Source organism: Escherichia sp. WS568 (genome assembly GCF_046486085.1).
Classification (GTDB): Bacteria; Pseudomonadota; Gammaproteobacteria; order Enterobacterales; family Enterobacteriaceae; genus Escherichia; species Escherichia coli.
Genome location: NZ_JBJQMC010000004.1, coordinates 194,722 through 219,995 on the forward strand (window position 1 = coordinate 194,722; position 25,274 = coordinate 219,995).

The 25,274-nt window shown below is 51.1% G+C and carries 22 protein-coding genes; 12 read left to right on the forward strand and 10 right to left on the reverse strand.

From position 1 onward, the window contains the following. The first annotated feature begins 14 nt into the window (after positions 1-14). Both aceF and lpdA read left to right on the forward strand, forming a co-directional pair. Entirely contained in the window at positions 15-1,907 is a 1,893-nt protein-coding gene (gene aceF / locus ACJHWR_RS06575; RefSeq protein WP_000963532.1) for a pyruvate dehydrogenase complex dihydrolipoyllysine-residue acetyltransferase, read from the forward strand. 207 nt (positions 1,908-2,114) lie between these two features. After that, complete coding sequence (gene lpdA, locus ACJHWR_RS06580; RefSeq protein ID WP_000102485.1) at positions 2,115-3,539, forward strand: dihydrolipoyl dehydrogenase; 1,425 nt, start codon at positions 2,115-2,117, stop codon at positions 3,537-3,539. A 70-nt stretch (positions 3,540-3,609) separates the two neighbouring features. Here the strand turns inward: lpdA and ACJHWR_RS06585 are convergent, their stop codons facing one another. Further along, the gene (locus ACJHWR_RS06585) at positions 3,610-5,367 is read right to left on the reverse strand and encodes a DUF3300 domain-containing protein (RefSeq protein ID WP_000784436.1); all 1,758 of its coding nucleotides are present in this window, start codon (positions 5,365-5,367) and stop codon (positions 3,610-3,612) included. 354 nt (positions 5,368-5,721) lie between these two features. Here ACJHWR_RS06585 and acnB point away from each other — a divergent pair, with 354 nt between their 5' ends. Together acnB and yacL are read left to right on the forward strand one after the other, a co-directional pair. Continuing rightward, positions 5,722-8,319, forward strand: a complete 2,598-nt coding sequence (gene acnB / locus ACJHWR_RS06590; RefSeq protein ID WP_001303793.1) for a bifunctional aconitate hydratase 2/2-methylisocitrate dehydratase — start codon at positions 5,722-5,724, stop codon at positions 8,317-8,319. A gap of 174 nt (positions 8,320-8,493) precedes the next feature. Next, a complete protein-coding gene (gene yacL, locus ACJHWR_RS06595; protein WP_012311899.1) occupies positions 8,494-8,856 on the forward strand; it encodes a protein YacL in 363 nt (120 codons plus the stop codon). 37 nt (positions 8,857-8,893) lie between these two features. Here the strand turns inward: yacL and speD are convergent, their stop codons facing one another. From speD to ACJHWR_RS06610, 3 genes are all read right to left on the reverse strand, one after another. Next, positions 8,894-9,688 carry an adenosylmethionine decarboxylase gene (gene speD / locus ACJHWR_RS06600; RefSeq protein WP_000734287.1) on the reverse strand — a complete coding sequence of 265 codons (795 nt, stop codon included), beginning with the start codon at positions 9,686-9,688 and terminating at the stop codon, positions 8,894-8,896. A 15-nt stretch (positions 9,689-9,703) separates the two neighbouring features. Then, positions 9,704-10,570 carry a polyamine aminopropyltransferase gene (gene speE / locus ACJHWR_RS06605; RefSeq protein ID WP_000818411.1) on the reverse strand — a complete coding sequence of 289 codons (867 nt, stop codon included), beginning with the start codon at positions 10,568-10,570 and terminating at the stop codon, positions 9,704-9,706. Between the two features lie 105 nt (positions 10,571-10,675). Further along, complete coding sequence (locus ACJHWR_RS06610) at positions 10,676-11,023, reverse strand: YacC family pilotin-like protein (protein ID WP_001295568.1); 348 nt, start codon at positions 11,021-11,023, stop codon at positions 10,676-10,678. A gap of 165 nt (positions 11,024-11,188) precedes the next feature. On the opposite strand from ACJHWR_RS06610, the gene cueO reads away from it, so the two are divergent. Further along, the gene (gene cueO / locus ACJHWR_RS06615) at positions 11,189-12,739 is read left to right on the forward strand and encodes a multicopper oxidase CueO (protein ID WP_001189628.1); all 1,551 of its coding nucleotides are present in this window, start codon (positions 11,189-11,191) and stop codon (positions 12,737-12,739) included. Positions 12,740-12,785: 46 nt separating this feature from the next. Here the strand turns inward: cueO and gcd are convergent, their stop codons facing one another. Continuing rightward, positions 12,786-15,176 carry a quinoprotein glucose dehydrogenase gene (gene gcd, locus ACJHWR_RS06620; protein ID WP_001306211.1) on the reverse strand — a complete coding sequence of 797 codons (2,391 nt, stop codon included), beginning with the start codon at positions 15,174-15,176 and terminating at the stop codon, positions 12,786-12,788. A gap of 205 nt (positions 15,177-15,381) precedes the next feature. Between gcd and hpt the strand changes: the two genes are divergently transcribed. Next, the gene (hpt, locus tag ACJHWR_RS06625; protein ID WP_012311613.1) at positions 15,382-15,918 is read left to right on the forward strand and encodes a hypoxanthine phosphoribosyltransferase; all 537 of its coding nucleotides are present in this window, start codon (positions 15,382-15,384) and stop codon (positions 15,916-15,918) included. A 40-nt stretch (positions 15,919-15,958) separates the two neighbouring features. On the opposite strand, the gene can is transcribed toward hpt, so the two are convergent. After that, positions 15,959-16,621: a carbonate dehydratase gene (gene can / locus ACJHWR_RS06630; RefSeq protein WP_000651599.1), complete on the reverse strand. Its 663-nt coding sequence runs from the start codon at positions 16,619-16,621 to the stop codon at positions 15,959-15,961. Between the two features lie 108 nt (positions 16,622-16,729). Here can and ACJHWR_RS06635 point away from each other — a divergent pair, with 108 nt between their 5' ends. The 4 genes from ACJHWR_RS06635 to ACJHWR_RS06650 all read left to right on the forward strand — a co-directional run bounded on the left by ACJHWR_RS06635 (position 16,730) and on the right by ACJHWR_RS06650 (position 20,261). Further along, the gene (locus ACJHWR_RS06635; RefSeq protein ID WP_000150637.1) at positions 16,730-17,656 is read left to right on the forward strand and encodes an ABC transporter ATP-binding protein; all 927 of its coding nucleotides are present in this window, start codon (positions 16,730-16,732) and stop codon (positions 17,654-17,656) included. Then, a complete protein-coding gene (locus ACJHWR_RS06640; RefSeq protein ID WP_000972203.1) occupies positions 17,653-18,423 on the forward strand; it encodes an ABC transporter permease in 771 nt (256 codons plus the stop codon). The genes ACJHWR_RS06635 and ACJHWR_RS06640 overlap by 4 nt, the downstream gene beginning before the upstream one ends. A 104-nt stretch (positions 18,424-18,527) precedes the next feature. After that, entirely contained in the window at positions 18,528-18,968 is a 441-nt protein-coding gene (locus ACJHWR_RS06645) for a PTS sugar transporter subunit IIA (protein WP_000901977.1), read from the forward strand. A gap of 63 nt (positions 18,969-19,031) precedes the next feature. Next, positions 19,032-20,261, forward strand: a complete 1,230-nt coding sequence (locus ACJHWR_RS06650; protein WP_000277887.1) for a polysaccharide deacetylase family protein — start codon at positions 19,032-19,034, stop codon at positions 20,259-20,261. 3 nt (positions 20,262-20,264) lie between these two features. Here ACJHWR_RS06650 and panD read toward each other — a convergent pair whose 3' ends face one another. Then, positions 20,265-20,645, reverse strand: coding sequence for an aspartate 1-decarboxylase (panD, locus tag ACJHWR_RS06655; RefSeq protein ID WP_000621515.1), 381 nt, complete (start codon positions 20,643-20,645; stop codon positions 20,265-20,267). Positions 20,646-20,918: 273 nt separating this feature from the next. Between panD and ACJHWR_RS06660 the strand changes: the two genes are divergently transcribed. Together ACJHWR_RS06660 and ACJHWR_RS06665 are read left to right on the forward strand one after the other, a co-directional pair. Next, the gene (locus tag ACJHWR_RS06660; RefSeq protein ID WP_000339924.1) at positions 20,919-21,839 is read left to right on the forward strand and encodes an Rpn family recombination-promoting nuclease/putative transposase; all 921 of its coding nucleotides are present in this window, start codon (positions 20,919-20,921) and stop codon (positions 21,837-21,839) included. Between the two features lie 68 nt (positions 21,840-21,907). Further along, a complete protein-coding gene (locus tag ACJHWR_RS06665; RefSeq protein ID WP_000404130.1) occupies positions 21,908-22,123 on the forward strand; it encodes a hypothetical protein in 216 nt (71 codons plus the stop codon). 81 nt (positions 22,124-22,204) lie between these two features. On the opposite strand, the gene panC is transcribed toward ACJHWR_RS06665, so the two are convergent. The 3 genes from panC to ACJHWR_RS06680 form a co-directional block, all read right to left on the reverse strand. Further along, positions 22,205-23,056 carry a pantoate--beta-alanine ligase gene (panC, locus tag ACJHWR_RS06670; RefSeq protein WP_000905377.1) on the reverse strand — a complete coding sequence of 284 codons (852 nt, stop codon included), beginning with the start codon at positions 23,054-23,056 and terminating at the stop codon, positions 22,205-22,207. A gap of 11 nt (positions 23,057-23,067) precedes the next feature. Beyond that, on the reverse strand, positions 23,068-23,862 hold the full coding sequence (gene panB, locus ACJHWR_RS06675) for a 3-methyl-2-oxobutanoate hydroxymethyltransferase (protein ID WP_000805461.1): 795 nt from the start codon (positions 23,860-23,862) through the stop codon (positions 23,068-23,070). A gap of 111 nt (positions 23,863-23,973) precedes the next feature. Then, positions 23,974-25,263, reverse strand: a complete 1,290-nt coding sequence (locus ACJHWR_RS06680) for a fimbrial-like adhesin (protein WP_223718407.1) — start codon at positions 25,261-25,263, stop codon at positions 23,974-23,976. Between the last annotated feature and the right edge of the window lie 11 nt (positions 25,264-25,274).

The window sequence follows — 25,274 nt, forward strand, 5'->3', positions numbered from 1 at the left end:
GAGGTAAAAGAATAATGGCTATCGAAATCAAAGTACCGGACATCGGGGCTGATGAAGTTGAAATCACCGAGATCCTGGTCAAAGTGGGCGACAAAGTTGAAGCCGAACAGTCGCTGATCACCGTAGAAGGCGACAAAGCCTCTATGGAAGTTCCGTCTCCGCAGGCGGGTATCGTTAAAGAGATCAAAGTCTCTGTTGGCGATAAAACCCAGACCGGCGCACTGATTATGATTTTCGATTCCGCCGACGGTGCAGCAGACGCTGCACCTGCTCAGGCAGAAGAGAAGAAAGAAGCAGCTCCGGCAGCAGCACCAGCGGCTGCGGCGGCAAAAGACGTTAATGTTCCGGATATCGGCAGCGACGAAGTTGAAGTGACCGAAATCCTGGTGAAAGTTGGCGATAAAGTTGAAGCTGAACAGTCGCTGATCACCGTAGAAGGCGACAAGGCTTCTATGGAAGTTCCGGCTCCGTTTGCTGGCACCGTGAAAGAGATCAAAGTGAACGTGGGTGACAAAGTGTCTACCGGCTCGCTGATTATGGTCTTCGAAGTCGCGGGTGAAGCAGGCGCGGCAGCTCCGGCGGCTAAACAGGAAGCGGCTCCGGCAGCGGCCCCTGCATCAGCGGCTGGCGTGAAAGACGTTAACGTTCCGGATATCGGTGGTGACGAAGTTGAAGTGACCGAAGTGATGGTGAAAGTGGGCGACAAAGTTGCCGCTGAACAGTCACTGATCACCGTAGAAGGCGACAAAGCTTCTATGGAAGTTCCGGCTCCGTTTGCAGGCGTCGTGAAGGAACTGAAAGTCAACGTTGGCGATAAAGTGAAAACTGGCTCGCTGATTATGATCTTCGAAGTTGAAGGCGCAGCGCCTGCGGCAGCTCCTGCGAAACAGGAAGCGGCAGCGCCGGCTCCGGCAGCAAAAGCTGAAGCTCCGGCAGCAGCTCCGGCTGCGAAAGCGGAAGGCAAATCTGAATTTGCTGAAAATGACGCTTACGTTCACGCGACTCCGCTGATCCGCCGTCTGGCACGCGAGTTTGGCGTTAACCTGGCGAAAGTGAAGGGCACTGGCCGTAAAGGTCGTATCCTGCGCGAAGACGTTCAGGCTTACGTGAAAGAAGCTATCAAACGTGCAGAAGCGGCTCCGGCGGCGACTGGCGGCGGTATCCCGGGCATGCTGCCGTGGCCGAAGGTGGACTTCAGCAAGTTTGGTGAAATCGAAGAAGTGGAACTGGGCCGTATCCAGAAAATCTCTGGTGCGAACCTGAGCCGTAACTGGGTGATGATCCCGCATGTTACTCACTTCGACAAAACCGATATCACCGAGCTGGAAGCGTTCCGTAAACAGCAGAACGAAGAAGCGGCGAAACGTAAGCTGGATGTGAAGATAACCCCAGTTGTCTTCATCATGAAAGCCGTTGCTGCGGCACTGGAGCAGATGCCTCGCTTCAACAGTTCGCTGTCGGAAGACGGTCAGCGTCTGACCCTGAAGAAATACATCAACATCGGTGTGGCGGTGGATACCCCGAACGGTCTGGTTGTTCCGGTATTCAAAGACGTCAACAAGAAAGGCATCATCGAGCTGTCTCGCGAGCTGATGACTATTTCTAAGAAAGCGCGTGACGGTAAGCTGACTGCGGGCGAAATGCAGGGCGGTTGCTTCACCATCTCCAGCATCGGCGGCCTGGGTACTACCCACTTCGCGCCGATTGTGAACGCGCCGGAAGTGGCTATCCTCGGCGTTTCCAAGTCCGCGATGGAGCCGGTGTGGAATGGTAAAGAGTTCGTGCCGCGTCTGATGCTGCCGATTTCTCTCTCCTTCGACCACCGCGTGATCGACGGTGCTGATGGTGCCCGTTTCATTACCATCATTAACAACACGCTGTCTGACATTCGCCGTCTGGTGATGTAAGTAAAAGAGCCGGCCCAACGGCCGGCTTTTTTCTGGTAATCTCATGAATGTATTGAGGTTATTAGCGAATAGACAAATCGGTTGCCGTTTGTTGTTTAAAAATTGTTAACAATTTTGTAAAATACCGACGGATAGAACGACCCGGTGGATAATGGGCGTCATAAAAAAAACGTCAGACCCGCCGGAGATAAATATATAGAGGTCATGATGAGTACTGAAATCAAAACTCAGGTCGTGGTACTTGGGGCAGGCCCCGCAGGTTACTCCGCTGCCTTCCGTTGCGCTGATTTAGGTCTGGAAACCGTAATCGTAGAACGTTACAACACCCTTGGCGGTGTTTGCCTGAACGTCGGCTGTATCCCTTCTAAAGCACTGCTGCACGTAGCAAAAGTTATCGAAGAAGCCAAAGCGCTGGCTGAACACGGTATCGTCTTCGGCGAACCGAAAACCGATATCGACAAGATTCGTACCTGGAAAGAGAAAGTGATCAATCAGCTGACCGGTGGTCTGGCTGGTATGGCGAAAGGCCGCAAAGTCAAAGTGGTCAACGGTCTGGGTAAATTTACCGGGGCTAACACCCTGGAAGTTGAAGGTGAGAACGGCAAAACCGTGATCAACTTCGACAACGCGATCATTGCAGCGGGTTCTCGCCCGATCCAACTGCCGTTTATTCCGCATGAAGATCCGCGTATCTGGGACTCCACTGACGCGCTGGAACTGAAAGAAGTACCAGAACGCCTGCTGGTAATGGGTGGCGGTATCATCGGTCTGGAAATGGGCACCGTATACCACGCGCTGGGTTCACAGATTGACGTGGTTGAAATGTTCGACCAGGTCATCCCGGCAGCTGATAAAGACATCGTTAAAGTCTTCACCAAGCGTATCAGCAAGAAATTCAACCTGATGCTGGAAACCAAAGTTACCGCCGTTGAAGCGAAAGAAGACGGTATTTATGTGACGATGGAAGGCAAAAAAGCACCCGCTGAACCGCAGCGTTACGACGCCGTGCTGGTAGCGATTGGTCGTGTGCCGAACGGTAAAAACCTCGACGCAGGCAAAGCTGGCGTGGAAGTGGACGACCGTGGTTTCATCCGCGTTGACAAACAGCTGCGTACCAACGTACCGCACATCTTTGCTATCGGCGATATCGTCGGTCAGCCGATGCTGGCACACAAAGGTGTTCACGAAGGTCATGTTGCCGCTGAAGTTATTGCCGGTAAGAAACACTACTTCGATCCGAAAGTTATCCCGTCTATCGCCTATACCGAACCAGAAGTTGCATGGGTGGGTCTGACTGAGAAAGAAGCGAAAGAGAAAGGCATCAGCTACGAAACCGCCACCTTCCCGTGGGCTGCTTCTGGTCGAGCTATCGCTTCTGACTGCGCAGATGGTATGACCAAGCTGATTTTCGACAAAGAATCTCACCGTGTGATCGGTGGTGCGATTGTCGGTACTAACGGCGGCGAGCTGCTGGGTGAAATCGGTCTGGCAATCGAAATGGGTTGTGATGCTGAAGACATCGCACTGACCATCCACGCGCACCCGACTCTGCACGAGTCTGTGGGCCTGGCGGCAGAAGTGTTCGAAGGTAGCATTACCGACCTGCCGAACCCGAAAGCGAAGAAGAAGTAATTTTTCGTTTGCCGGAACATCCGGCAATTAAAAAAGCGGCTAGCCACGCCGCTTTTTTTACGTCTGTAATTTACCTTTCCAGTCGCCTTGCTCCGCGCTCAGAGAGACGTTCGCGTACTGCTGACCGTTGCTCGTTATTCAGCCTGACAGTATGGTTACTGTCGTTTAGACGTTGTGGGCGGCTCTCCTGAACTTTCTCCCGAAAAACCTGACGTTGTTCAGGTGATGCCGATTGTATACGCTGGCGGGCGTTATCACGTTGCTGTTGGTTCAGTGGGCGCTGCTGTACTTTTTCCTTAAACACCTGGCGCTGTTCGGGAGTTGCAGACTGAATACGCTCACGCGCTACCTCTCTTCGCTGCTGGTTCTGCGGGTTAGTCTGCATTTTCTCGCGGACTGCCTGGCGCTGCTCAGGCGAGGCCGACTGATAACGCTGACGAGCAGCGTCCTTTTGTTGCTGGGTCAGTGGTTGGCGACGGCTGAACTCGCGGAAGTCGTCATAGCTCCCATAATGTTCCGCTTCATTAAATCGCTGTGCCGCAGCCTGACGTTGAGTATCTCGCGTAATGACTGGCGCAGTGTGTGTTCGTTGCTGAAACTGACTTGCTGCTGCCTGACGCTGACTGTCGCGCGATAGAGCAGGTAACTGCGTGGCGCTCATGCCGCCGTTGACATCGGTTTGGTGAAACCGCTTTGCCATATCCTGATCATGATAGGGCACACCATCACGGTAGTTTGGATTGTGCCGCCATGCCATATTCTTATCAGTAAGATGCTCACCAGTGATACGGTTGAAATTGTTGACGTCGATATTGATGTTGTCGCCGTTGTGTTGCCAGTCATTACCGTCACGATGACCGCCATCGTGGTGATGATAATCATCATCGTCATGATGATGATGGTCATGATCGTCGTCGTCCCAGTCGATGCTGCTGAATAGTGCGTATGTGGTAGCAACGCCCATGCTATAGCCGAATCCGCGCACAAAGCTGTCAACAAACGGTTCTCCGGCTGGCGGCGGCAGATAAACTGGCGGATAAGCGGTATTGGCCCAACTGCCGTAAACCACGTTTGGGTTGTAGTTCGGAATATAAACCACATCCGGATTGGCTGGCTCAATGGTTATTACGGTCGGTGCAGGTTCTGCGACGACGGGGCTGGACGTAGAAACGGTATTTGATTGTGTAACAGGGGCGTTGGCGGGCTGATTTACCGGTACGACTTTTTTCGTTGTCGTGATGATCTTTTGTTCAGTTGATGACTTTAGCGAACCGGTTTGTTGCGCCAGTTGCCGCAATCGTTGTACCGAGTCCATCACGTCCTGCGGCTGCGCCAGAAAAGCATCGCCCAGGTTTTGCACCCATTGCGGGTTTTCGCCCATCAATGCCATCAACTGTGGAAAGGCCACCAGTGATTTGACGCTGGCGTCCCAGGGCTGGTCAGATACCGCCTGAATAGCAGCATCGCCTTGTTTAAGTGGATTATCGTGCGACCATTGCACTGCTTGCGCAACGTTTGCCGGATAGGTTGATGCCATTAACACTTGTGAAAGCAGAGAGTCGGGGTACAGCGCGACAGGCGCAACCCATTGATCTATTTGTGCAGTGCTGAATGTAGATTTGACGACGGCAGGCGTTACGGGAGGCGCGGAAACCGTTGCAGGAAGCGTAACTGCGGAGATGTCAGGCGCAGTCTGTTGTGTCGATTGCGATTCCACAGGCGCTTCCACTGTGCGGCTTTTTATATATAGCCCGGCAGAGGCGGCACAAAGCCCGGCACTGCAAATTAGCGCCAGCACATGGGGTTTAAACGGCAAAGTCATTTTCATAATTCGGATCTCAAGGAAATCGCAATGGTCGGCGAACTGCCACCCGCAGGTGCTGTGAATCCGAGTATAAAGAGGCCGTAGTTTAAATTTTGACTAATCTTGGGATTCGTTGAGAAAGGTGATTATCACCATGCGAATTAACGAAGTTTTTACGGAGGGAAACATTCTCTAGACTATCCTTAACGATTCAGCCACTTTTTTATGTTGCTTTTTTGTAAACAGATTAACACATCGTCAAAATCCTGCTATTCTGCCCGTTGCGGTACTGGGCATTTACCCTACAAACTGCTGTCTCACAGGAGCGTGAAGAGAATCGCCTGCCGCACTATGACAATGAGAGCGAGGAGAACCGTCGTGCTAGAAGAATACCGTAAGCACGTAGCTGAGCGTGCCGCTGAGGGGATTGCGCCCAAACCCCTGGATGCAAACCAAATGGCCGCACTTGTAGAGCTGCTGAAAAACCCGCCCGCGGGCGAAGAAGAATTCCTGTTAGATCTGTTAACCAACCGTGTTCCCCCTGGCGTCGATGAAGCCGCCTATGTCAAAGCAGGCTTCCTGGCTGCTGTCGCGAAAGGCGAAGCCAAATCCCCACTGCTGACTCCGGAAAAAGCCATCGAACTGCTGGGCACCATGCAGGGTGGTTACAACATTCATCCGCTGATCGATGCGCTGGATGATGCCAAACTGGCACCGATCGCTGCCAAAGCACTTTCTCACACGCTGCTGATGTTCGATAACTTCTATGACGTAGAAGAGAAAGCCAAAGCAGGTAACGAATATGCGAAGCAGGTAATGCAGTCCTGGGCAGATGCCGAATGGTTCCTGAATCGCCCGGCACTGGCTGAAAAACTGACCGTTACCGTCTTCAAAGTCACAGGCGAAACCAACACCGATGACCTTTCTCCGGCACCGGATGCGTGGTCACGCCCGGATATCCCACTGCACGCGCTGGCGATGCTGAAAAACGCCCGTGAAGGTATTGAGCCAGATCAGCCTGGTGTTGTTGGTCCGATCAAACAGATTGAAGCTCTGCAACAGAAAGGTTTCCCGCTGGCGTACGTCGGTGACGTTGTGGGTACGGGTTCATCGCGTAAATCCGCCACGAACTCCGTTCTGTGGTTTATGGGCGATGATATTCCACATGTGCCGAACAAACGCGGCGGTGGTTTGTGCCTCGGCGGTAAAATTGCACCCATCTTCTTTAACACGATGGAAGATGCGGGTGCACTGCCAATTGAAGTGGACGTCTCTAACCTGAACATGGGTGACGTAATTGACGTTTACCCGTACAAAGGTGAAGTGCGTAACCACGAAACCGGCGAACTGCTGGCGACCTTCGAACTGAAAACCGACGTGCTGATTGATGAAGTGCGTGCCGGTGGTCGTATTCCGCTGATTATCGGGCGTGGCCTGACCACCAAAGCGCGTGAAGCACTTGGTCTGCCGCACAGCGATGTGTTCCGTCAGGCGAAAGATGTCGCTGAGAGCGATCGCGGCTTCTCGCTGGCGCAGAAAATGGTCGGTCGTGCCTGCGGTGTGAAAGGCATTCGTCCGGGCGCGTACTGCGAACCGAAAATGACTTCTGTTGGTTCTCAGGACACCACTGGCCCGATGACCCGTGATGAACTGAAAGACCTGGCGTGCCTGGGCTTCTCGGCTGACCTGGTGATGCAGTCTTTCTGCCACACCGCGGCGTATCCGAAGCCAGTTGACGTGAATACGCACCACACGCTGCCGGACTTCATTATGAACCGTGGCGGTGTGTCGCTGCGTCCGGGTGACGGCGTAATCCACTCCTGGCTGAACCGTATGCTGCTGCCGGATACCGTCGGTACCGGTGGTGATTCCCATACCCGTTTCCCGATCGGTATCTCTTTCCCGGCGGGTTCTGGTCTGGTGGCATTTGCAGCCGCAACAGGCGTAATGCCGCTGGATATGCCGGAATCCGTTCTGGTGCGCTTCAAAGGCAAAATGCAGCCGGGCATCACCCTGCGCGACCTGGTTCACGCCATTCCGCTGTATGCAATCAAACAAGGTCTGCTGACCGTTGAGAAGAAAGGCAAGAAAAACATCTTCTCTGGTCGCATTCTGGAAATTGAAGGTCTGCCGGATCTGAAAGTTGAGCAGGCCTTTGAGCTGACCGATGCGTCCGCTGAGCGTTCTGCCGCTGGTTGTACTATCAAGCTGAACAAAGAACCGATCATCGAATACCTGAACTCTAACATCGTCCTGCTGAAGTGGATGATCGCGGAAGGTTACGGCGATCGTCGTACCCTGGAACGCCGTATTCAGGGCATGGAAAAATGGCTGGCGAATCCTGAGCTGCTGGAAGCCGATGCAGATGCGGAATACGCGGCAGTGATCGACATCGATCTGGCGGATATCAAAGAGCCAATCCTCTGTGCACCGAATGACCCGGACGACGCACGTCCGCTGTCTGCGGTACAGGGCGAGAAGATCGACGAAGTATTTATCGGATCTTGCATGACTAACATCGGTCACTTCCGTGCTGCTGGTAAACTGCTGGATGCGCACAAAGGTCAACTGCCGACCCGCCTGTGGGTGGCACCGCCAACGCGTATGGACGCCGCGCAACTGACCGAAGAAGGCTACTACAGCGTCTTCGGTAAGAGTGGTGCTCGTATCGAGATCCCTGGCTGTTCCCTGTGTATGGGTAACCAGGCGCGTGTAGCAGACGGTGCGACGGTGGTTTCCACCTCTACCCGTAACTTCCCGAACCGTTTAGGTACTGGCGCGAATGTCTTCCTGGCTTCTGCTGAACTGGCTGCTGTTGCGGCGCTGATTGGCAAACTGCCGACGCCGGAAGAGTACCAGACCTACGTGGCGCAAGTAGATAAAACCGCCGTTGATACTTACCGTTATCTGAACTTCAACCAGCTTTCTCAGTACACCGAAAAAGCCGATGGGGTGATTTTCCAGACTGCGGTTTAATAAGTAAGCGCACGCGCTGCGCATAAACGACACAATGCCCGGTGAATGAGATTCCCGGGCATTTTTTATTTCTAAACCATCGCCGTTCCGCTGTTTTTCTCCGGTAAGGCTGCGATAATTACATCAATGGCGCAATGCGATTTCGGCGCATTGCCGGGAGCAGAGGAACACACTATGGATTACGAATTTCTGCGTGATGTAACCGGAGTGGTAAAGGTGCGCATGTCCATGGGGCATGAAGTCATCGGGCACTGGTTTAATGAAGAGGTGAAAGAAAACCTGGCCTTGCTTGATGAAGTGGAAGACGCAGCGCGCACGCTCAAAGGCAGCGAACGTTCCTGGCAGCGGGCAGGGCATGAATACACCCTGTGGATGGACGGCGAAGAAGTGATGGTTCGCGCCAATCAACTGGAATTCGCTGGCGATGAAATGGAAGAGGGGATGAACTACTACGATGAAGAGAGCTTGTCGCTATGCGGCGTTGAGGATTTTCTTCAGGTGGTGGCGGCTTACCGTAATTTCGTCCAGCAGAAGTAAGTAAATCAGGCGGAGCCTCCGTGCTCCGCCTGAGACGTTAAACAGCGGGCATATTGCGCCCGTAATAAATCTCGCGCATTTCTTTCCACAGCGCAGCGGTAATTTCCTGGCGCTCGCTGTCGGTTAAATCTTCCGGTTTGGTGTGGAACATGTAGTGCTTAAGGTCGAACTCTTTAAGCAACATCTTGGTATGGAAGATATTCTCCTGATAGACGTTCACATCCACCATGTCATACAGCGCCTTCATATCGTCAGACATAAAGTTCTGAATCGAATTAATCTCATGGTCGATAAAGTGCTTCATACCGTTAATGTCGCGGGTAAAACCGCGCACGCGATAATCAATGGTTACGATATCGGACTCAAGCTGGTGGATCAGGTAATTCAGCGCCTTCAGCGGGGAAATCACGCCGCAGGTGGAGACTTCAATATCGGCGCGGAAGGTACATAAACCGCCTTCAGGATGACTTTCCGGGTAGGTATGTACGCAAATATGACTTTTATCGAGATGGGCAACGACCGTTTCTGGCAGTGGGCCGGGGTGTTCTGTTTTGTCGATAAGTTTCGGGTCAACCGGTTCTTCACTCACCAGAATAGTGACGCTGGCACCCTGTGGTTCGTAATCCTGGCGGGCGATGTTAAGAATATTGGCCCCGATAATGGAACAGGTTTCTGACAGGATTTCGGTCAGACGGTTGGCATTATAGAGTTCATCGATATAAGCAATATAACCGTCGCGTTCTTCGGCAGTTTTGGCGTAGCAGATATCGTAAATACAAAAACTCAGACTTTTGGTCAGATTATTAAAGCCATGCAGTTTCAGTTTTTTCAATTTCTTATCTTCTCCTTAGGACGGCTGTGAAGCCAGTGCGTCTTGCAGATACTGAGGTAAGGCAAAAGCTGCCGTATGGATTGCCGGATTGTAATAACGGCATTTCAGGCCAGAAGCGAGAAAACGCGCCTGAATAATTTCGGTTGAGAGATGGCGTAAGGCATCGTTATCTGTCGCCCATGCAAAGGTCATGATGCCGCCGTAATAGGTCGGGATCGCCGCCTGATAAAAGCCAACGTCGCTGAAGTAATGGCTGAGTTTGCGATGGCTGTCGATGGCTTCTTCCTGCTGTAAAAAGCAGACGCCGTTTTGTGCGACGAAAATACCGCCTGGATTCAGGCAACGTTTGCAGCCTTCATAAAATGCTGAGGTGAACAGACTTTCGCCGGGACCGATAGGATCGGTGCAGTCGGAGATAATGACATCAAAGGTCTGGCTGGTTTGATTCACGAAATTGACGCCATCGTCGATCACCAGTTTAAAGCGCGGATCGTCGTAGCTACCGGCGTTATGGTTGGGCAGATACTGACGGCAGAACGATACGACACCCGCATCGATTTCCACCATCGTGATTGACTCAACGTTTTTATGTCGGGTTACTTCACGCAGCATGGCACCGTCGCCGCCGCCGATAATCAGCACATGTTTCGCGTGACCGTGGGCCAGTAGCGGAACATGGGTCATCATCTCATGATAGATAAACTCGTCGCGCTCGGTGGTTTGTACTACGCCATCCAGCGCCATTACGCGACCAAATGCAGCGTTCTCAAAAATGATCAGATCCTGGTGATCGGTCTTTTCATGATACAGAACGTTATCTACCGCAAAGTACTGCCCAAACTGGTCGTGTAGCGTTTCATGCCACTGTTTTTTTTCGGCCATGGGTTGATACCTCCTTTGTTAACACCCGTAAAAAAAGGGCGCAACATAATAGCTAACATTGACCGCGGATGCACGGTCAATATTTCTACAAAAAGGTATCAGGGATTATTTGACGTAGGCAAGCAGGCTTAAGGAATCGCGGGCCAGGGCTTTGCATTTTTTAGCGACGGGAATGCCAATGCCGCTGAGATCGCGGTAGCTGTCTTCACCGAGGGCTTTCATGTCGAAGGTGTCGTAATTACTGAGATCCCACTGGTTTTGCTGGGCGAAAAAGACCAGTGCGCGACGAATTTGCCCGTTAGGTAAGTTCTGGTAACCACAATCGTTCTTCAGAAAGACAAAAACTGCCGTTAAATCGGCCATATCTTCGGCTTCAGACTCGCTGAGCGCGTAACTGTTTGCGCAAACGGCCATCAGGCTGCCGAATAACACTGTTCTGAAAAACGTCTTCATTGCTTCTACCAGGGGCTTAAAGAAGATAAACGTTAGCACACTGCGAGCGAGGCGACGACCATTATTGTCGATTAAATTGTGTCTGCGGCTTGACCTTCCCGTAAGGGGAAGGACTATGCTCAACGTTTGATTTTGTTTCGCCTGCTTAAGAATAAGGAAATAACTATGCAACGTCGTGATTTCTTAAAATATTCCGTCGCGCTGGGTGTGGCTTCGGCTTTGCCGCTGTGGAGCCGCGCAGTATTTGCGGCAGAACGCCCAACGTTACCGATCCCTGATTTGCTCACGACCGATGCCCGTAATCGCATTCAGTTAACTATTGGCGCAGGTCAGTCCACCTTTGGCGGGAAAACCGCAACTACCTGGGGCTATAACGGCAATCTGCTGGGGCCGGCGGTGAAATTACAGCGCGGCAAAGCGGTAACGGTTGATATCTACAACCAACTGACGGAAGAGACGACGCTGCACTGGCACGGGCTGGAAGTACCGGGTGAAGTCGACGGCGGCCCGCAGGGAATTATTCCGCCAGGTGGCAAGCGCTCGGTGACGTTGAACGTTGATCAACCTGCCGCTACCTGCTGGTTCCATCCACATCAACATGGCAAGACCGGGCGACAGGTGGCGATGGGGCTGGCTGGGCTGGTGGTAATTGAAGATGACGAGATCCTGAAATTAATGCTGCCAAAACAGTGGGGTATTGATGATGTCCCGGTGATTGTTCAGGATAAAAAATTTAACGCTGACGGGCAGATTGATTATCAACTGGATGTGATGACCGCCGCCGTGGGCTGGTTTGGTGATACGTTGCTGACCAACGGCGCTATCTACCCGCAACACGCTGCCCCGCGTGGCTGGCTTCGCCTGCGTTTGCTCAATGGCTGTAATGCCCGCTCGCTTAATTTCGCCACCAGCGACAATCGCCCGCTGTATGTGATTGCCAGCGACGGTGGTCTGCTACCTGAACCGGTGAAGGTGAACGAGCTGCCAGTGCTGATGGGCGAGCGTTTTGAAGTGCTGGTGGAAGTTAACGACAACAAACCCTTTGACCTGGTGACGCTGCCGGTCAGCCAGATGGGGATGGCGATTGCGCCGTTTGACAAGCCGCATCCGGTAATGCGGATTCAGCCGATTGCCATTAGTGCCTCTGGTGCTTTGCCAGACACATTAAGTAGCCTGCCTGCGTTACCTTCGCTGGAAGGGCTGACGGTACGCAAGCTGCAACTTTCTATGGACCCAATGCTCGATATGATGGGGATGCAGATGCTGATGGAGAAATATGGCGATCAGGCGATGGCCGGGATGGATCACAGCCAGATGATGGGCCATATGGGGCACGGCAATATGAATCATATGAACCACGGCGGGAAGTTCGATTTCCACCATGCCAATAAAATCAACGGTCAGGCGTTTGATATGAACAAGCCGATGTTTGCGGCGGCGAAAGGGCAATACGAACGTTGGGTTATCTCTGGCGTGGGCGACATGATGCTGCATCCGTTCCATATCCACGGTACGCAGTTCCGTATCTTGTCAGAAAATGGCAAACCGCCAGCGACTCATCGCGCAGGCTGGAAAGATACCGTTAAGGTAGAAGGTAATGTCAGCGAAGTGCTGGTGAAGTTTAATCACGATGCACCGAAAGAACATGCTTATATGGCGCACTGCCATCTGCTGGAGCATGAAGATACGGGGATGATGTTAGGGTTTACGGTATAAAAAGACCGTATTCGGAAATATGCCCGGATCTCTCCGGGCATTATGGTTACTTCACATCATCCGGCAGCGCATAAGCCACAATATAGTCGCCCATCTTCGTACCAAATGAACCGTGACCGCCTGCGGAGATCACCACATACTGCTTGCCATTCACTTCATAGGTCATTGGCGTAGCCTGACCACCCGCTGGTAAACGGCCCTGCCACAGTTTTTCACCGTTGCTCATGTTGTAAGCGCGCAGGTAGTTATCTGCCGTAGCGGCGATAAACAGTACGTTACCCGCTGTGGAGATTGGCCCGCCCAGCATCGGCATACCCATATTGAACGGCACCGGTACAGGCATCGGGAATGGCATACTGTCCTGCGGCGTACCAATACGTTTCTTCCACACCACTTCATTGGTTTTCAGATCCAATGCCGAGATATAGCCCCATGCTGGCTGTTTACATGGCAGACCAAACGGTGAGAGGAACGGGTTGAGCGTGACACCATACGGTACACCGTACTGTGGCTGAATGCCGGATTCCGTACCCGTGCCTTTGGCATCTTTCGGCTGTTCCATCGGGTTACCAGGACCGCGTGGGATCAGTTTCGAAACAAACGGCAGTGCCATTGGGTTGGCAATCGCCACTTCACGATTCGGATCAACGGAAATCCCGCCCCATTCGAACATCCCCAGGTTACCCGGGAAGACCAGCGTACCCTGTTCAGATGGCGGGGTGAAAATGCCTTCATAGCGCATCTGGTGGAACATCACGCGGCACACCAGCTGGTCAAACATGGTGGCTCCCCACATATCCGCACCGCTCAAATCTTTCGTCGGACGGAAGCTCAGTTCAGAAAACGGTTGAGTTGGGGTTACGTAATCGCCTTTGGCAGCACCTTGGGGAACCGGTTTTTCCGGTGCCGGAACCACCAGTTCGCCATTACGACGATCGAGCACAAAAATGTTGCCGGTTTTCGCCGGAGCATAAATGACTGGCACTTTCTGACCATTAACGGTGATGTCCGCCAGCGTCGGCTGTGCCGGAAGATCCATATCCCACAGGTCGTGGTGAACGGTCTGGTAGCTCCACGCCAGTTTCCCGGTAGTGGCATTCAGCGCCAGAATCGAGCTGGCATAACGTTCCTGTTCCGGTGTACGGTTACCGCCCCAGATATCCGGCGTGGTCACGCCCATCGGCAGATACACCAGATCCAGCTTCGCGTCATAGGCCGCTGGTGCCCACGAGTTTGGTGAGTTAAAGGTAAAGGTGTGTTCGTCAGACGGGATTGCGTTCGGATCTTTCGCGCCCGGATCAAAAGCCCACAGCAGCTCCCCGGTGTTGACATCAAAACCACGGATCACGCCAGACGTTTCGCGGGTTGAGAAGTTATCGGTGACTGAACCGGCCATCACGATGGTTTTATCGGTGATAATTGGCGGCGAAGTCGGCTCATACAGACCCGGTTTGGTGTCCGGCATATTGCTTTGCAGATTGAGCACGCCTTTATTAGCGAAGGTTTCGCACAGCTTGCCGTTTTCAGCGTTAATCGCAATCAGGCGACCATCATTGACCGGAAGAATGATACGACGCGGGCAATCCGCCATCACTTCTGGCGAGGCCGTTTCTGCTTTGGCTTCATGATAAGAGACGCCACGACAGGTTACGTGCTGGAAGGACTCGTTGGTTTTCAGTTCAGGATCGTAATGCCATTTCTCTTTGCCGCTGGCGGCATCGAGCGCAAACAGGCGCTGGTGAGCGGTACATAAGTAAAGCGTATCGCCCACTTTAATCGGCGTCACTTCATTGGTGATTTCGCCCGGATCGTTCGGCTGTTTCACATCGCCTGTACGGAACACCCAGGCTTCTTTCAGGTTGTGAACGTTATCGGCGTTAATTTGCTTCAGTGGTGAAAAGCGTTGACCTTCCTGATTGCGACCATACGCAGGCCAGTCCTGATCGGCAACCGGTGAGATAGCTTCGGCAGGTGTGGCATCGGCGCTTAAGGTGCCGTTGATTTCCTGCGGATCGTTAAATCCCGCCCAGGTGAGGATTCCGCCACTAATCAGCAATGCCACCACCAGTGCGGCAACTGCGCCGCTGGCAGGAATGACCAGGCGACGCCAGACAAACGGCAGGATCAGCCAGATGCCGAAGAAGACCAGAATGTCGCTGCGCGGAGTCAGCGCCCAGAAGTCGAAACCAACTTCCCAGACGCCCCAAATCATGGTGCCGAGCAGCAGGGCGGCGTACAGCCAAAGCGCGGCGCGTTTACTGCGCCACAGCATCCAGGCGACGCCGAGCATCACAAGGCCAGCGATAGGGTAGTACCAGGAGCCGCCAATCGCGACCAGCCAGCCTCCGCCAATGAGTAGATACAGCCCGCAAAGCGCTGCAAAAAGGGCTGTTAGCGTGACGAGTAATCGTCGCGAGCCTGTATTGTTAATTGCCATAAAGAGACACCATTTCAATTCATTAATATTTTAGTAGCAATTAATTATAGGTTTTAACATGTGTGATCGTCATCACAATTCGAGCTTTATTAACAGATTCCGCGAATGAATAGTTTTACTGGTATACTGCGTGTCTTGCGCTTTGTTGCGGTGCCAAAACCTGCCCGTGCGAAGTGATTTGTTTTTAAATCATATGGTTAGAGATATGAAACATACTGTAGAAGTAATGATCCCCGAAGCGGAGATTAAAGCGCGTATCGCCGAACTGGGTCGTCAGATTACTGAGCGTTACAAAGACAGCGGCAGCGATATGGTGCTGGTGGGTCTGCTGCGTGGCTCATTTATGTTTATGGCGGACCTGTGCCGTGAAGTTCAGGTATCTCATGAAGTCGATTTTATGACCGCCTCCAGCTACGGTAGCGGCATGTCCACCACCCGTGATGTGAAAATCCTCAAAGATCTGGATGAAGATATCCGTGGCAAGGACGTGCTGATTGTTGAAGATATCATCGATTCGGGTAATACACTGTGGAAAGTGCGTGAGATCTTAAGCCTGCGCGAACCGAAGTCGCTGGCGATTTGTACGCTGCTGGATAAACCGTCCCGTCGTGAAGTGAACGTCCCGGTAGAATTTATCGGTTTCTCGATCCCGGATGAGTTTGTGGTGGGTTACGGCATTGATTACGCACAGCGTTACCGTCATCTGCCGTATATCGGCAAAGTGATTCTGCTGGACGAGTAAGTGTGAAGTTGCCGGATGTGTTGCATCCGGCATGGCATTTTTATTTGTGGTTGGCGTGTTTCAGCTTGAGGTTGGAGATCCCGTGACGGTAACGTTGCTCAAGGGTTTCGCGGTTAGTCGCTGTGACATCCAGATCACGCAGCAAGCCGTCGTGAATGCCGTAGGCCCAGCCGTGAATGGTGACTTTCTGCCCGCGTTTCCACGCTGATTGCATAATAGTGGAGTGGCCCAGGTTATACACCTGTTCCATGACGTTCAGTTCACACAAGGTATCCAGACGGCGCTCTTGCGGCATTTCGCCGAGCAATGAGCTATGTTTGAACCAGATATCGCGGATATGCAGCAGCCAGTTGTTGATAAGCCCCAGTTCCGGGTTTTCAACTGCGGCTTGTACGCCGCCGCAACCGTAGTGGCCACAGATAATAATGTGTTCAACTTCGAGTACATCCACTGCATACTGAACCACGGAAAGGCAGTTCAGGTCGGTGTGAATGACCAGGTTAGCAACATTACGGTGAACAAAGAGTTCGCCCGGCTCAAGACCGGTTAAACGTTCTGCAGGAACGCGACTGTCGGAACATCCAATCCATAGAAAGCGCGGTTTTTGCGCTTGTGCCAGTTTCTCAAAAAACCCGGGATCCTCTTCCACCAGCATTTTTGACCATAGTGCATTGTTGCTGATGAGTGTATCTATGTCTTTCATGGAGGTTAACGACCTGTAACCAAATAATTACGTTTGGCTAATATAGGGCAACTCCGGGACGATTTAAACCACAGATAAAGTGTAAGAACGTAAGGTAAGTAAAAATTTATGACCATTGCACTGGAACTTCAACAGCTTAAAAAAACCTATCCAGGCGGCGTTCAGGCGCTTCGTGGAATCGATTTGCAGGTCGAAGCGGGTGATTTTTATGCGCTTCTCGGGCCGAACGGGGCCGGAAAATCGACCACTATCGGTATTATCAGCTCTCTGGTAAATAAAACCTCCGGGCGGGTCAGCGTATTTGGTTACGATCTCGAGAAAGATGTCGTAAACGCTAAACGTCAGTTGGGTCTGGTGCCACAGGAATTTAACTTCAACCCGTTTGAAACCGTGCAGCAAATTGTGGTGAATCAGGCAGGGTACTACGGTGTGGAGCGCAAAGAAGCGTACATTCGCAGCGAAAAGTATCTTAAACAACTCGATCTATGGGGAAAACGCAACGAACGTGCGCGTATGTTATCTGGCGGGATGAAGCGCCGTTTAATGATTGCCCGTGCGTTAATGCATGAACCTAAACTACTGATTCTCGACGAACCGACCGCAGGCGTGGATATTGAACTTCGCCGCTCAATGTGGGGCTTTTTGAAGGATTTAAACGACAAAGGCACCACCATCATTCTCACCACACACTACCTGGAAGAAGCAGAAATGCTGTGCCGCAATATCGGCATTATTCAACACGGTGAGTTGGTGGAAAATACTTCGATGAAGGCGCTGCTGGCGAAGCTGAAATCAGAAACCTTTATTCTCGATCTCGCGCCGAAAAGTCCGTTACCGAAGCTCGATGGCTATCAGTATCGACTGGTCGATACCGCGACGCTGGAAGTTGAAGTGTTGCGTGAGCAGGGGATAAACAGCGTATTCACGCAGTTAAGTGAGCAGGGCATTCAGGTATTAAGTATGCGTAACAAAGCTAACCGTCTGGAAGAGCTGTTTGTTTCACTGGTTAATGAAAAACAAGGAGATCGCGCATGATGCATCTTTACTGGGTGGCGCTAAAAAGCATCTGGGCGAAAGAGATCCATCGCTTTATGCGTATCTGGGTGCAGACGCTGGTGCCGCCAGTCATCACCATGACCCTTTACTTTATTATCTTCGGTAACCTGATTGGTTCGCGTATTGGCGATATGCATGGCTTCAGCTACATGCAGTTCATCGTACCGGGGCTGATCATGATGTCGGTGATCACCAACGCCTACGCCAACGTCGCGTCATCATTTTTTGGTGCCAAGTTCCAGCGTAATATTGAAGAGCTGCTGGTAGCGCCGGTTCCGACTCATGTCATTATTGCCGGATATGTCGGTGGTGGCGTGGCGCGTGGTTTGTTTGTTGGTATTTTGGTGACGGCAATTTCACTGTTTTTTGTGCCGTTTCAGGTGCATTCGTGGGTATTCGTTGCCTTAACCCTGGTGCTCACTGCGGTGCTATTCTCCCTTGCGGGTTTGCTGAACGGCGTGTTTGCCAAAACGTTCGATGACATCAGCCTGGTGCCAACCTTTGTGTTAACGCCACTCACGTATTTGGGCGGGGTCTTTTACTCCCTGACTTTGCTGCCGCCGTTCTGGCAGGGACTGTCGCACCTGAACCCGATCGTTTATATGATCAGTGGTTTCCGCTACGGCTTCCTCGGTATCAATGATGTGCCGCTGGTCACTACCTTTGGCGTACTGGTGGTCTTTATTGTGGCGTTTTATTTGATTTGCTGGTCGCTGATCCAACGTGGGCGTGGTCTACGTAGCTAAGGCTATTCCCTCTCCTCTGGATTCGGGGGAGAGGAGTTTTGACGACTATCACCCTTTATTAACCATGGTCAGGGTAGACTGATTTTCGGCTAAGGAGGAAGGCGATGCTAGGTTGGGTTATTACCTGTCACGATGATCGGGCGCAAGAGATACTGGATGCGCTGGAGAAAAAACACGGGGCGCTTCTTCAGTGCCGGGCCGTGAATTTCTGGCGCGGATTAAGTTCTAATATGCTCAGCCGTATGATGTGCGATGCTCTGCATGAAGCAGACTCTGGCGATGGGGTGATCTTTTTAACTGATATTGCCGGAGCGCCGCCGTACCGCGTGGCTTCGCTATTAAGCCACAAACACTCCCGCTGTGAAGTGATTTCTGGGGTAACGTTACCGTTAGTTGAACAGATGCTGGCCTACCGTGAAACATTATCCAGCGCTGAGTTTCGCGAGCGAATTGTCGAACTGGGTGCGCCGGAGGTCAGTAGTCTTTGGCACCAACAACAAAAAAATCCGCCTTTCGTCCTCAAACATAATTTGTATGAGTATTAACCCGCGATCCTGATGACGCTTTTGCTACAATAAAAGCGTTGTTTCACCCTCGGTTATTTTTTCATGTACAAACAAGCTGTTATTCTCCTGCTGATGCTGTTTACCGCAAGCGTCAGTGCCGCATTACCTGCCCGTTATATGCAAACCATCGAAAATGCCGCGGTCTGGGCGCAAATTGGCGACAAAATGGTGACGGTAGGGAATATTCGGGCCGGGCAAATCATTGCCGTGGAGCCCACTGCCGCAAGTTATTACGCATTTAATTTTGGCTTTGGTAAAGGGTTTATCGATAAAGGCCATCTCGAGCCGGTTCAGGGGCGACAAAAAGTTGAAGATGGTTTGGGTGACCTCAACAAGCCGCTGAGTAATCAGAACTTAATAACCTGGAAAGATACACTGGTTTATAACGCACCGAGTGTGGGCAGTGCGCCATTTGGAGTACTGGCGGACAATTTGCGCTACCCGATTTTGCATAAACTGAAAGACAGGTTAAATCAAACCTGGTATCAGATCCGTATTGGCGATCGACTGGCCTATATCAGCGCGCTGGATGCCCAACCCGATAATGGCCTGCCGGTGCTAACCTATCACCATATTTTGCGCGACGAAGAAAACACCCGTTTTCGCCATACTTCGACGACCACCTCGGTACGCGCTTTCAATAACCAGATGGCCTGGCTGCGCGACAGGGGATACGCGACACTGAGCATGGCGCAGTTGGAAGGTTACGTGAAGAATAAGATCAATCTCCCTGCGCGAGCGGTGGTAATTACCTTTGATGATGGCCTCAAGTCGGTGAGCCGCTATGCGTATCCTGTGTTGAAACAATATGGTATGAAGGCGACGGCGTTTATTGTTACCTCGCGCATCAAACGTCACCCGCAGAAATGGAACCCAAAATCGCTGCAATTTATGAGCGTTTCTGAACTTAACGAAATTCGCGATGTATTTGATTTCCAGTCACATACTCATTTTTTGCATCGGATAGATGGTTATCGGCGGCCTATATTGCTGAGCCGTAGTGAGCACAATATTCTGTTTGATTTTGCACGTTCACGCCGCGCTCTGGCGCAATTTAATCCACATGTTTTGTATCTTTCTTATCCATTTGGCGGATTTAATGACAAAGCCGTGAAGGCAGCAAAAGAAGCCGGATTTCACCTGGCGGTGACGACCATGAAAGGCAAAGTAAAACCGGGGGATAATCCGTTGTTACTAAAACGACTTTATATCTTAAGAACGGATTCGCTGGAGACGATGTCGCGGCTGGTGAGTAACCAGCCGCAGGGATAACAATCAGGCAACCTGTACCGGAATCGCTTTCGCGGTACGTTTCATTTCGTTGTCGCCTTCAAAATAGGCGACGTTGGGTCGCCAGGTGCGAGCTTCTTCATCTGGCATGGTAACGAAGCTGGCGATGATGACAATATCGCCGACGCTGGCGCAGTGGGCCGCCGCACCGTTAACGGAAATAATTCTCGAACCGCGTTCTGCCGCGATGGCATAGGTGGAGAAACGCTTGCCGTTGGTCACATTCCAGATATCAATGGCTTCGTTTTCGAGAATACCAGCTGCGTCAAGAAAATCCTGGTCAATGGCGCAAGAACCTTCATAGTGCAGGTCCGCATGAGTCACTTTCACGCGGTGGAGTTTGCCCTGCAGCATCGTGCGAATCATAACTTCTACCTTTCTACCCTGTCGTTAACGAAGCAGGCGATGCCTGCTTTGAGGAAATTCTCACGCAGTATTGCCCGATTTTTGTTTAGTGTCTACTCATCTGACGGCATTTGCATCAGCAGTTTGCGAACCGTGCCGAAGCGTGCCATGTAATGCCTGTAACCAATTGAAATTTATCTGAACGCTGCTCGGTAAACACTAAAGAGGCGGCTGACGACGGCGCGCCTTGACTGGATACTGCCTTCACGCAAGACAACACAGAAGGCAGGGAAGATGGATGCACCGAGTACCACACCGCATGATGCGGTGTTTAAACAATTTTTAATGCATGCGGAAACGGCTCGTGACTTTCTGGATATCCATTTGCCAGCGGAACTACGCGAACTGTGTGACCTCGACACGCTGCATCTTGAGTCGGGGAGTTTTATTGAAGAAAGCCTGAAAGGGCACAGCACTGACGTGCTCTATTCCGTGCAAATGCAGGGTAATACGGGCTATCTACATGTTGTAATTGAACACCAAAGCAAGCCGGACAAAAAAATGGCCTTTCGCATGATGCGTTATTCTATTGCTGCCATGCACCGGCATCTGGAGGCAGATCACGATAAGCTGCCGCTGGTGGTGCCGATTTTGTTTTATCAGGGCGAGGCCACGCCTTATCCACTCTCAATGTGCTGGTTTGATATGTTTTACTCGCCGGAGCTGGCGCGACGCGTCTATAACAGTCCTTTCCCGCTGGTGGATATCACTATCACACCGGATGACGAAATCATGCAACATCGGCGGATTGCGATTCTCGAACTGCTGCAAAAACATATTCGCCAACGCGACTTAATGTTATTGCTGGAGCAACTGGTCACGCTGATAGACGAAGGGTACACTAGCGGAAGTCAGTTAGTTGCCATGCAAAACTATATGCTGCAACGCGGTCATACTGAACAAGCGGATTTGTTTTATGGTGTGCTGAGAGACAGGGAAACGGGAGGGGAGTCTATGATGACGCTGGCGCAGTGGTTTGAAGAGAAGGGAAGACAGGAGGAAAGGCAGGAGGTAAGACAGGAGGTAATACAAGAGGTTAGACAGGAAGTAAGACAGGAATTCGCCCTGCGTTTTCTGAGTAAAGGGATGTCTCGGGAAGACGTTGCAGAGATGGCAAATTTACCTCTTGCTGAGGTTGATAAGCTGATTAGCTAAGTTATCTGCATTATCAGTTATAGCCAGATAATTGTTATTGTTAACTGACCAGATAATTAAGGGAACATATGGAAATAAAGACACGGAGAGAAACCTGGCAGACGTTGGCGCAGTGGTTTGAAGAGAAGGGATTTCAGAAGGGATTTCAGAAGGGATATAAAGAGGGACTCCAGAAGGTAAGACTGGCCCAGCGTCTTCTGAGTAAAGGAATGTCTCGGGAAGACGTTGCAGAGGTGACAGCTTTATCTCTTGCAGAGATTGATAAGCTAATTAACTCTAACTAAGTTGTCTACGATATGAATAATTGCTTACAGATGACGTGGCAATGAATAACTGGCGCCATCAGCCGTAGCGCCAGTTAAATATTACGCCAGTTCTACGATTTTGTTGTCGATCAGGCGAGCATCGCCAAGCCAGGCGGCTACCAGGATCACCGCTCGTTTGCTGTTTTCAGAGATTTCCAGCAAGGTGTCGGCATCGCGAATCTGAATATCATCGGAACGGAAACCTTTTTCATTCAGTTCTTGCCCGGCAATAGCAATAATTTCATCGAGATCCCGTTCGCCAGCCTGCAATTTGTCGGCAATTGAACTTAAGACCTTGTACAGACCCGGCGCAATTTTGCGTTGTTCCGCCGTCAGATAACCGTTACGGGAACTCAGCGCCAGACCGTCTTTGGCGCGCATAATCGGTACGCCGACAATCTCAATATCAAAGCCCATATCAGCAACCATTTTGCGGATCAGCGCCAGTTGCTGAAAATCTTTTTCACCGAAGCAAGCGATATCTGGCTGGACCAGGTTGAAAAGCTTGCTGACAATAGTCGAAACGCCGCGAAAATGTCCTGGACGGCTGGCACCTTCCAGCATGGTGGAAAGGCCTGGAACATCGACATAGGTGTGGGTTTCTGTACCGTTCGGATAGATCTCTTTTACCGAGGGAGCGAAAACCAGATCCACTTTACGTTTGTTTAGCTTCTCGCAGTCTTCCTGCAAGGTGCGTGGGTAGCGAGCCAGATCTTCCGGGCGGTCAAACTGCATCGGGTTAACGAAAATACTGACGACGACCACATCGGCGCGGGCTTTGGCTTCGTCAACCAGCTTCATATGGCCGTCGTGCAGGTTACCCATGGTGGGCACCAGCGCCACGCGCTTACCTTCCATACGCAGGCGGCGGATTTGCTGACGCAGCAGCGGCAGGGTTTCGATAATTAACACAACGTCACTCCTTAATGGAAACTGTGTTCTTCGCCCGGGTAAACGCCGGACTCCACTTCAGCCATATACTGCCGCACAGCCGCGCGGATGTCGCCCGTTTCGGCGAGGAAATTTTTGGCGAATTTAGGAATATGACCGCCGGTAATGCCGAACGCGTCGTGCATCACGAGGATTTGCCCGTCAGTGACGTTGCCTGCGCCAATACCGATAACCGGGATCGCCAGTGCTTCGGTAATGCGTTTTGCCAGCTCAACCGGCACGCACTCCAGTACCAGCAGCTGTGCCCCAGCAGCTTCTAATGCCAATGCATCGCTGAGCAGTTGATCTCCCGCTTCATCGCCGCGCCCCTGGACTTTGTAGCCACCGAAAATATTTACTGACTGTGGGGTTAGGCCTAAATGACCACAAACTGGAACGGCACGTTCGGTCAGCATTTGTACGGTTTCCACCAGCCACTCACCGCCTTCAATTTTGACCATGTTGGCTCCGGCACGCATTACCGTTGCGGCGTTTTCAAAGGCTTGTTCCGGCGTGGCATACGCCATAAATGGCAGGTCAGCCAGCAGAAGGCAGTTTGGCGCGCCGCGACGCACAGCGGCGGTGTGATAGGCGATATCGGCAACGGTAACCGGTAGCGTGGAGTCATGCCCCTGAACCGTCATGCCCAGTGAATCGCCTACCAGCATGACGTTAAGTCCTTCTTCGGCAAACAGTTTTGCGAAGCTATAGTCGTAAGCGGTGATGGTTGCGAAACGTTTTTTGTCCTGCTTGCATTTCTGCAATGAAGCAATCGTGGTTGGTTTCATAGCGTATCCTGATAAATAATGTTGTGCTGTCTCGCATTTTATCAGTCACATTGGTGGGGGCAATGATTTATCCGTATCGCACCGCCGTTGTCTGGCGGTGCGATAGTGTTATCAGGGGTAGGTAACCTGAAAAGTGCTGGTGGCTTTAAATTCGCCGGGTTCAATAGCAATATTCCCGTCTTGTTTTAATGTAGCCTGGAAATGAAGTGGATACGTTATACCGTCATCTTCCGGGTAAATCGCATCTGAATCGTTATTCTGCGTCTGGCCCGTATTATCTTTATAAACAGAAGTTGAATCATTAGGTTTCAGTATCATGAGGGCACTTTTACTGTTTGCTAATCCTTCAATCAATACCCCAACGCCTTTTGCTGCGCCATTTCCTGTGAGAGTGTTACCAAGGAGTTGCCTGTTTTCAGTACCAACCTTTGTTGAAACTAATTTTGTCTCGATATTAGTCACACGAACGCAGTTTTGAAGTGAAATATCAAAAGGAACCGGTGTGGCACCGTTTCTTATTTGTGCTTCACTATACTCGCCCATTTTTACCGTAGAACCAGTAACAGATGTTCCACTTAACATAGCTGTAAAACAAGTGGGATTACTTAATTTAATATTTAGTAGGTCAAAATCAACTCGAAGAAAATAGCTGTGTTCGTTAATGCCGATACCAGCACCATAAGCTTTAAATGAATATAAATAGTTTGATGAGCGCGATAATGAAACTTGTTGAGTTACTGTTGGATCAAAGTTGGTATCTGTATAAAATTCGATGGTAAGATTTTGATAAATACCGCCTACAGCCCAATATTTGCTGGATGTGTTGGCATTGTTACAACTTTGGTATAATATGCTTTCGCTTGGATTGTACCATGAAAAATATTGTTCTGCAGAATCACCAATATATATTCCTGGTGAACTAACGTTAGTTACAGTACCGTAAGCTGACCACATATTTGAAATTAATATTGTATAATACAAACCGGGAACAGATGTATTGAATAGTTTATGGTTACCATATCTTTTTCCAGAGTCAACCATTGCATTTTCGATACGCATTGCCCCGCCACTGGTGTTATTGCTTCTGTTACAATAAAGAAAGCCTCCGCCAGAAGCAGTATCTAACTGACTCCAATGTAATTTCACCCCTGTTGGACCCAGTTGTGTTGGTTTATAAAATACTAAATTATTTGTACTGGTACCATACCTGAACACGACTGTCACATCTCCATTTGGCCCGGTTTCTCTCCATTTTTGATCTGACGGACCAACGCCGTAGTTATTCCCAACAACATATCCTACGAAATCATCAGTGCCAGCACTCGCGGTATAACAACTCAAGCACAGAATTAAAAAAAGAAAATATCTGAAGAATGTCTTCATTTTCACTCCACCATCCACTGCTGTAATAG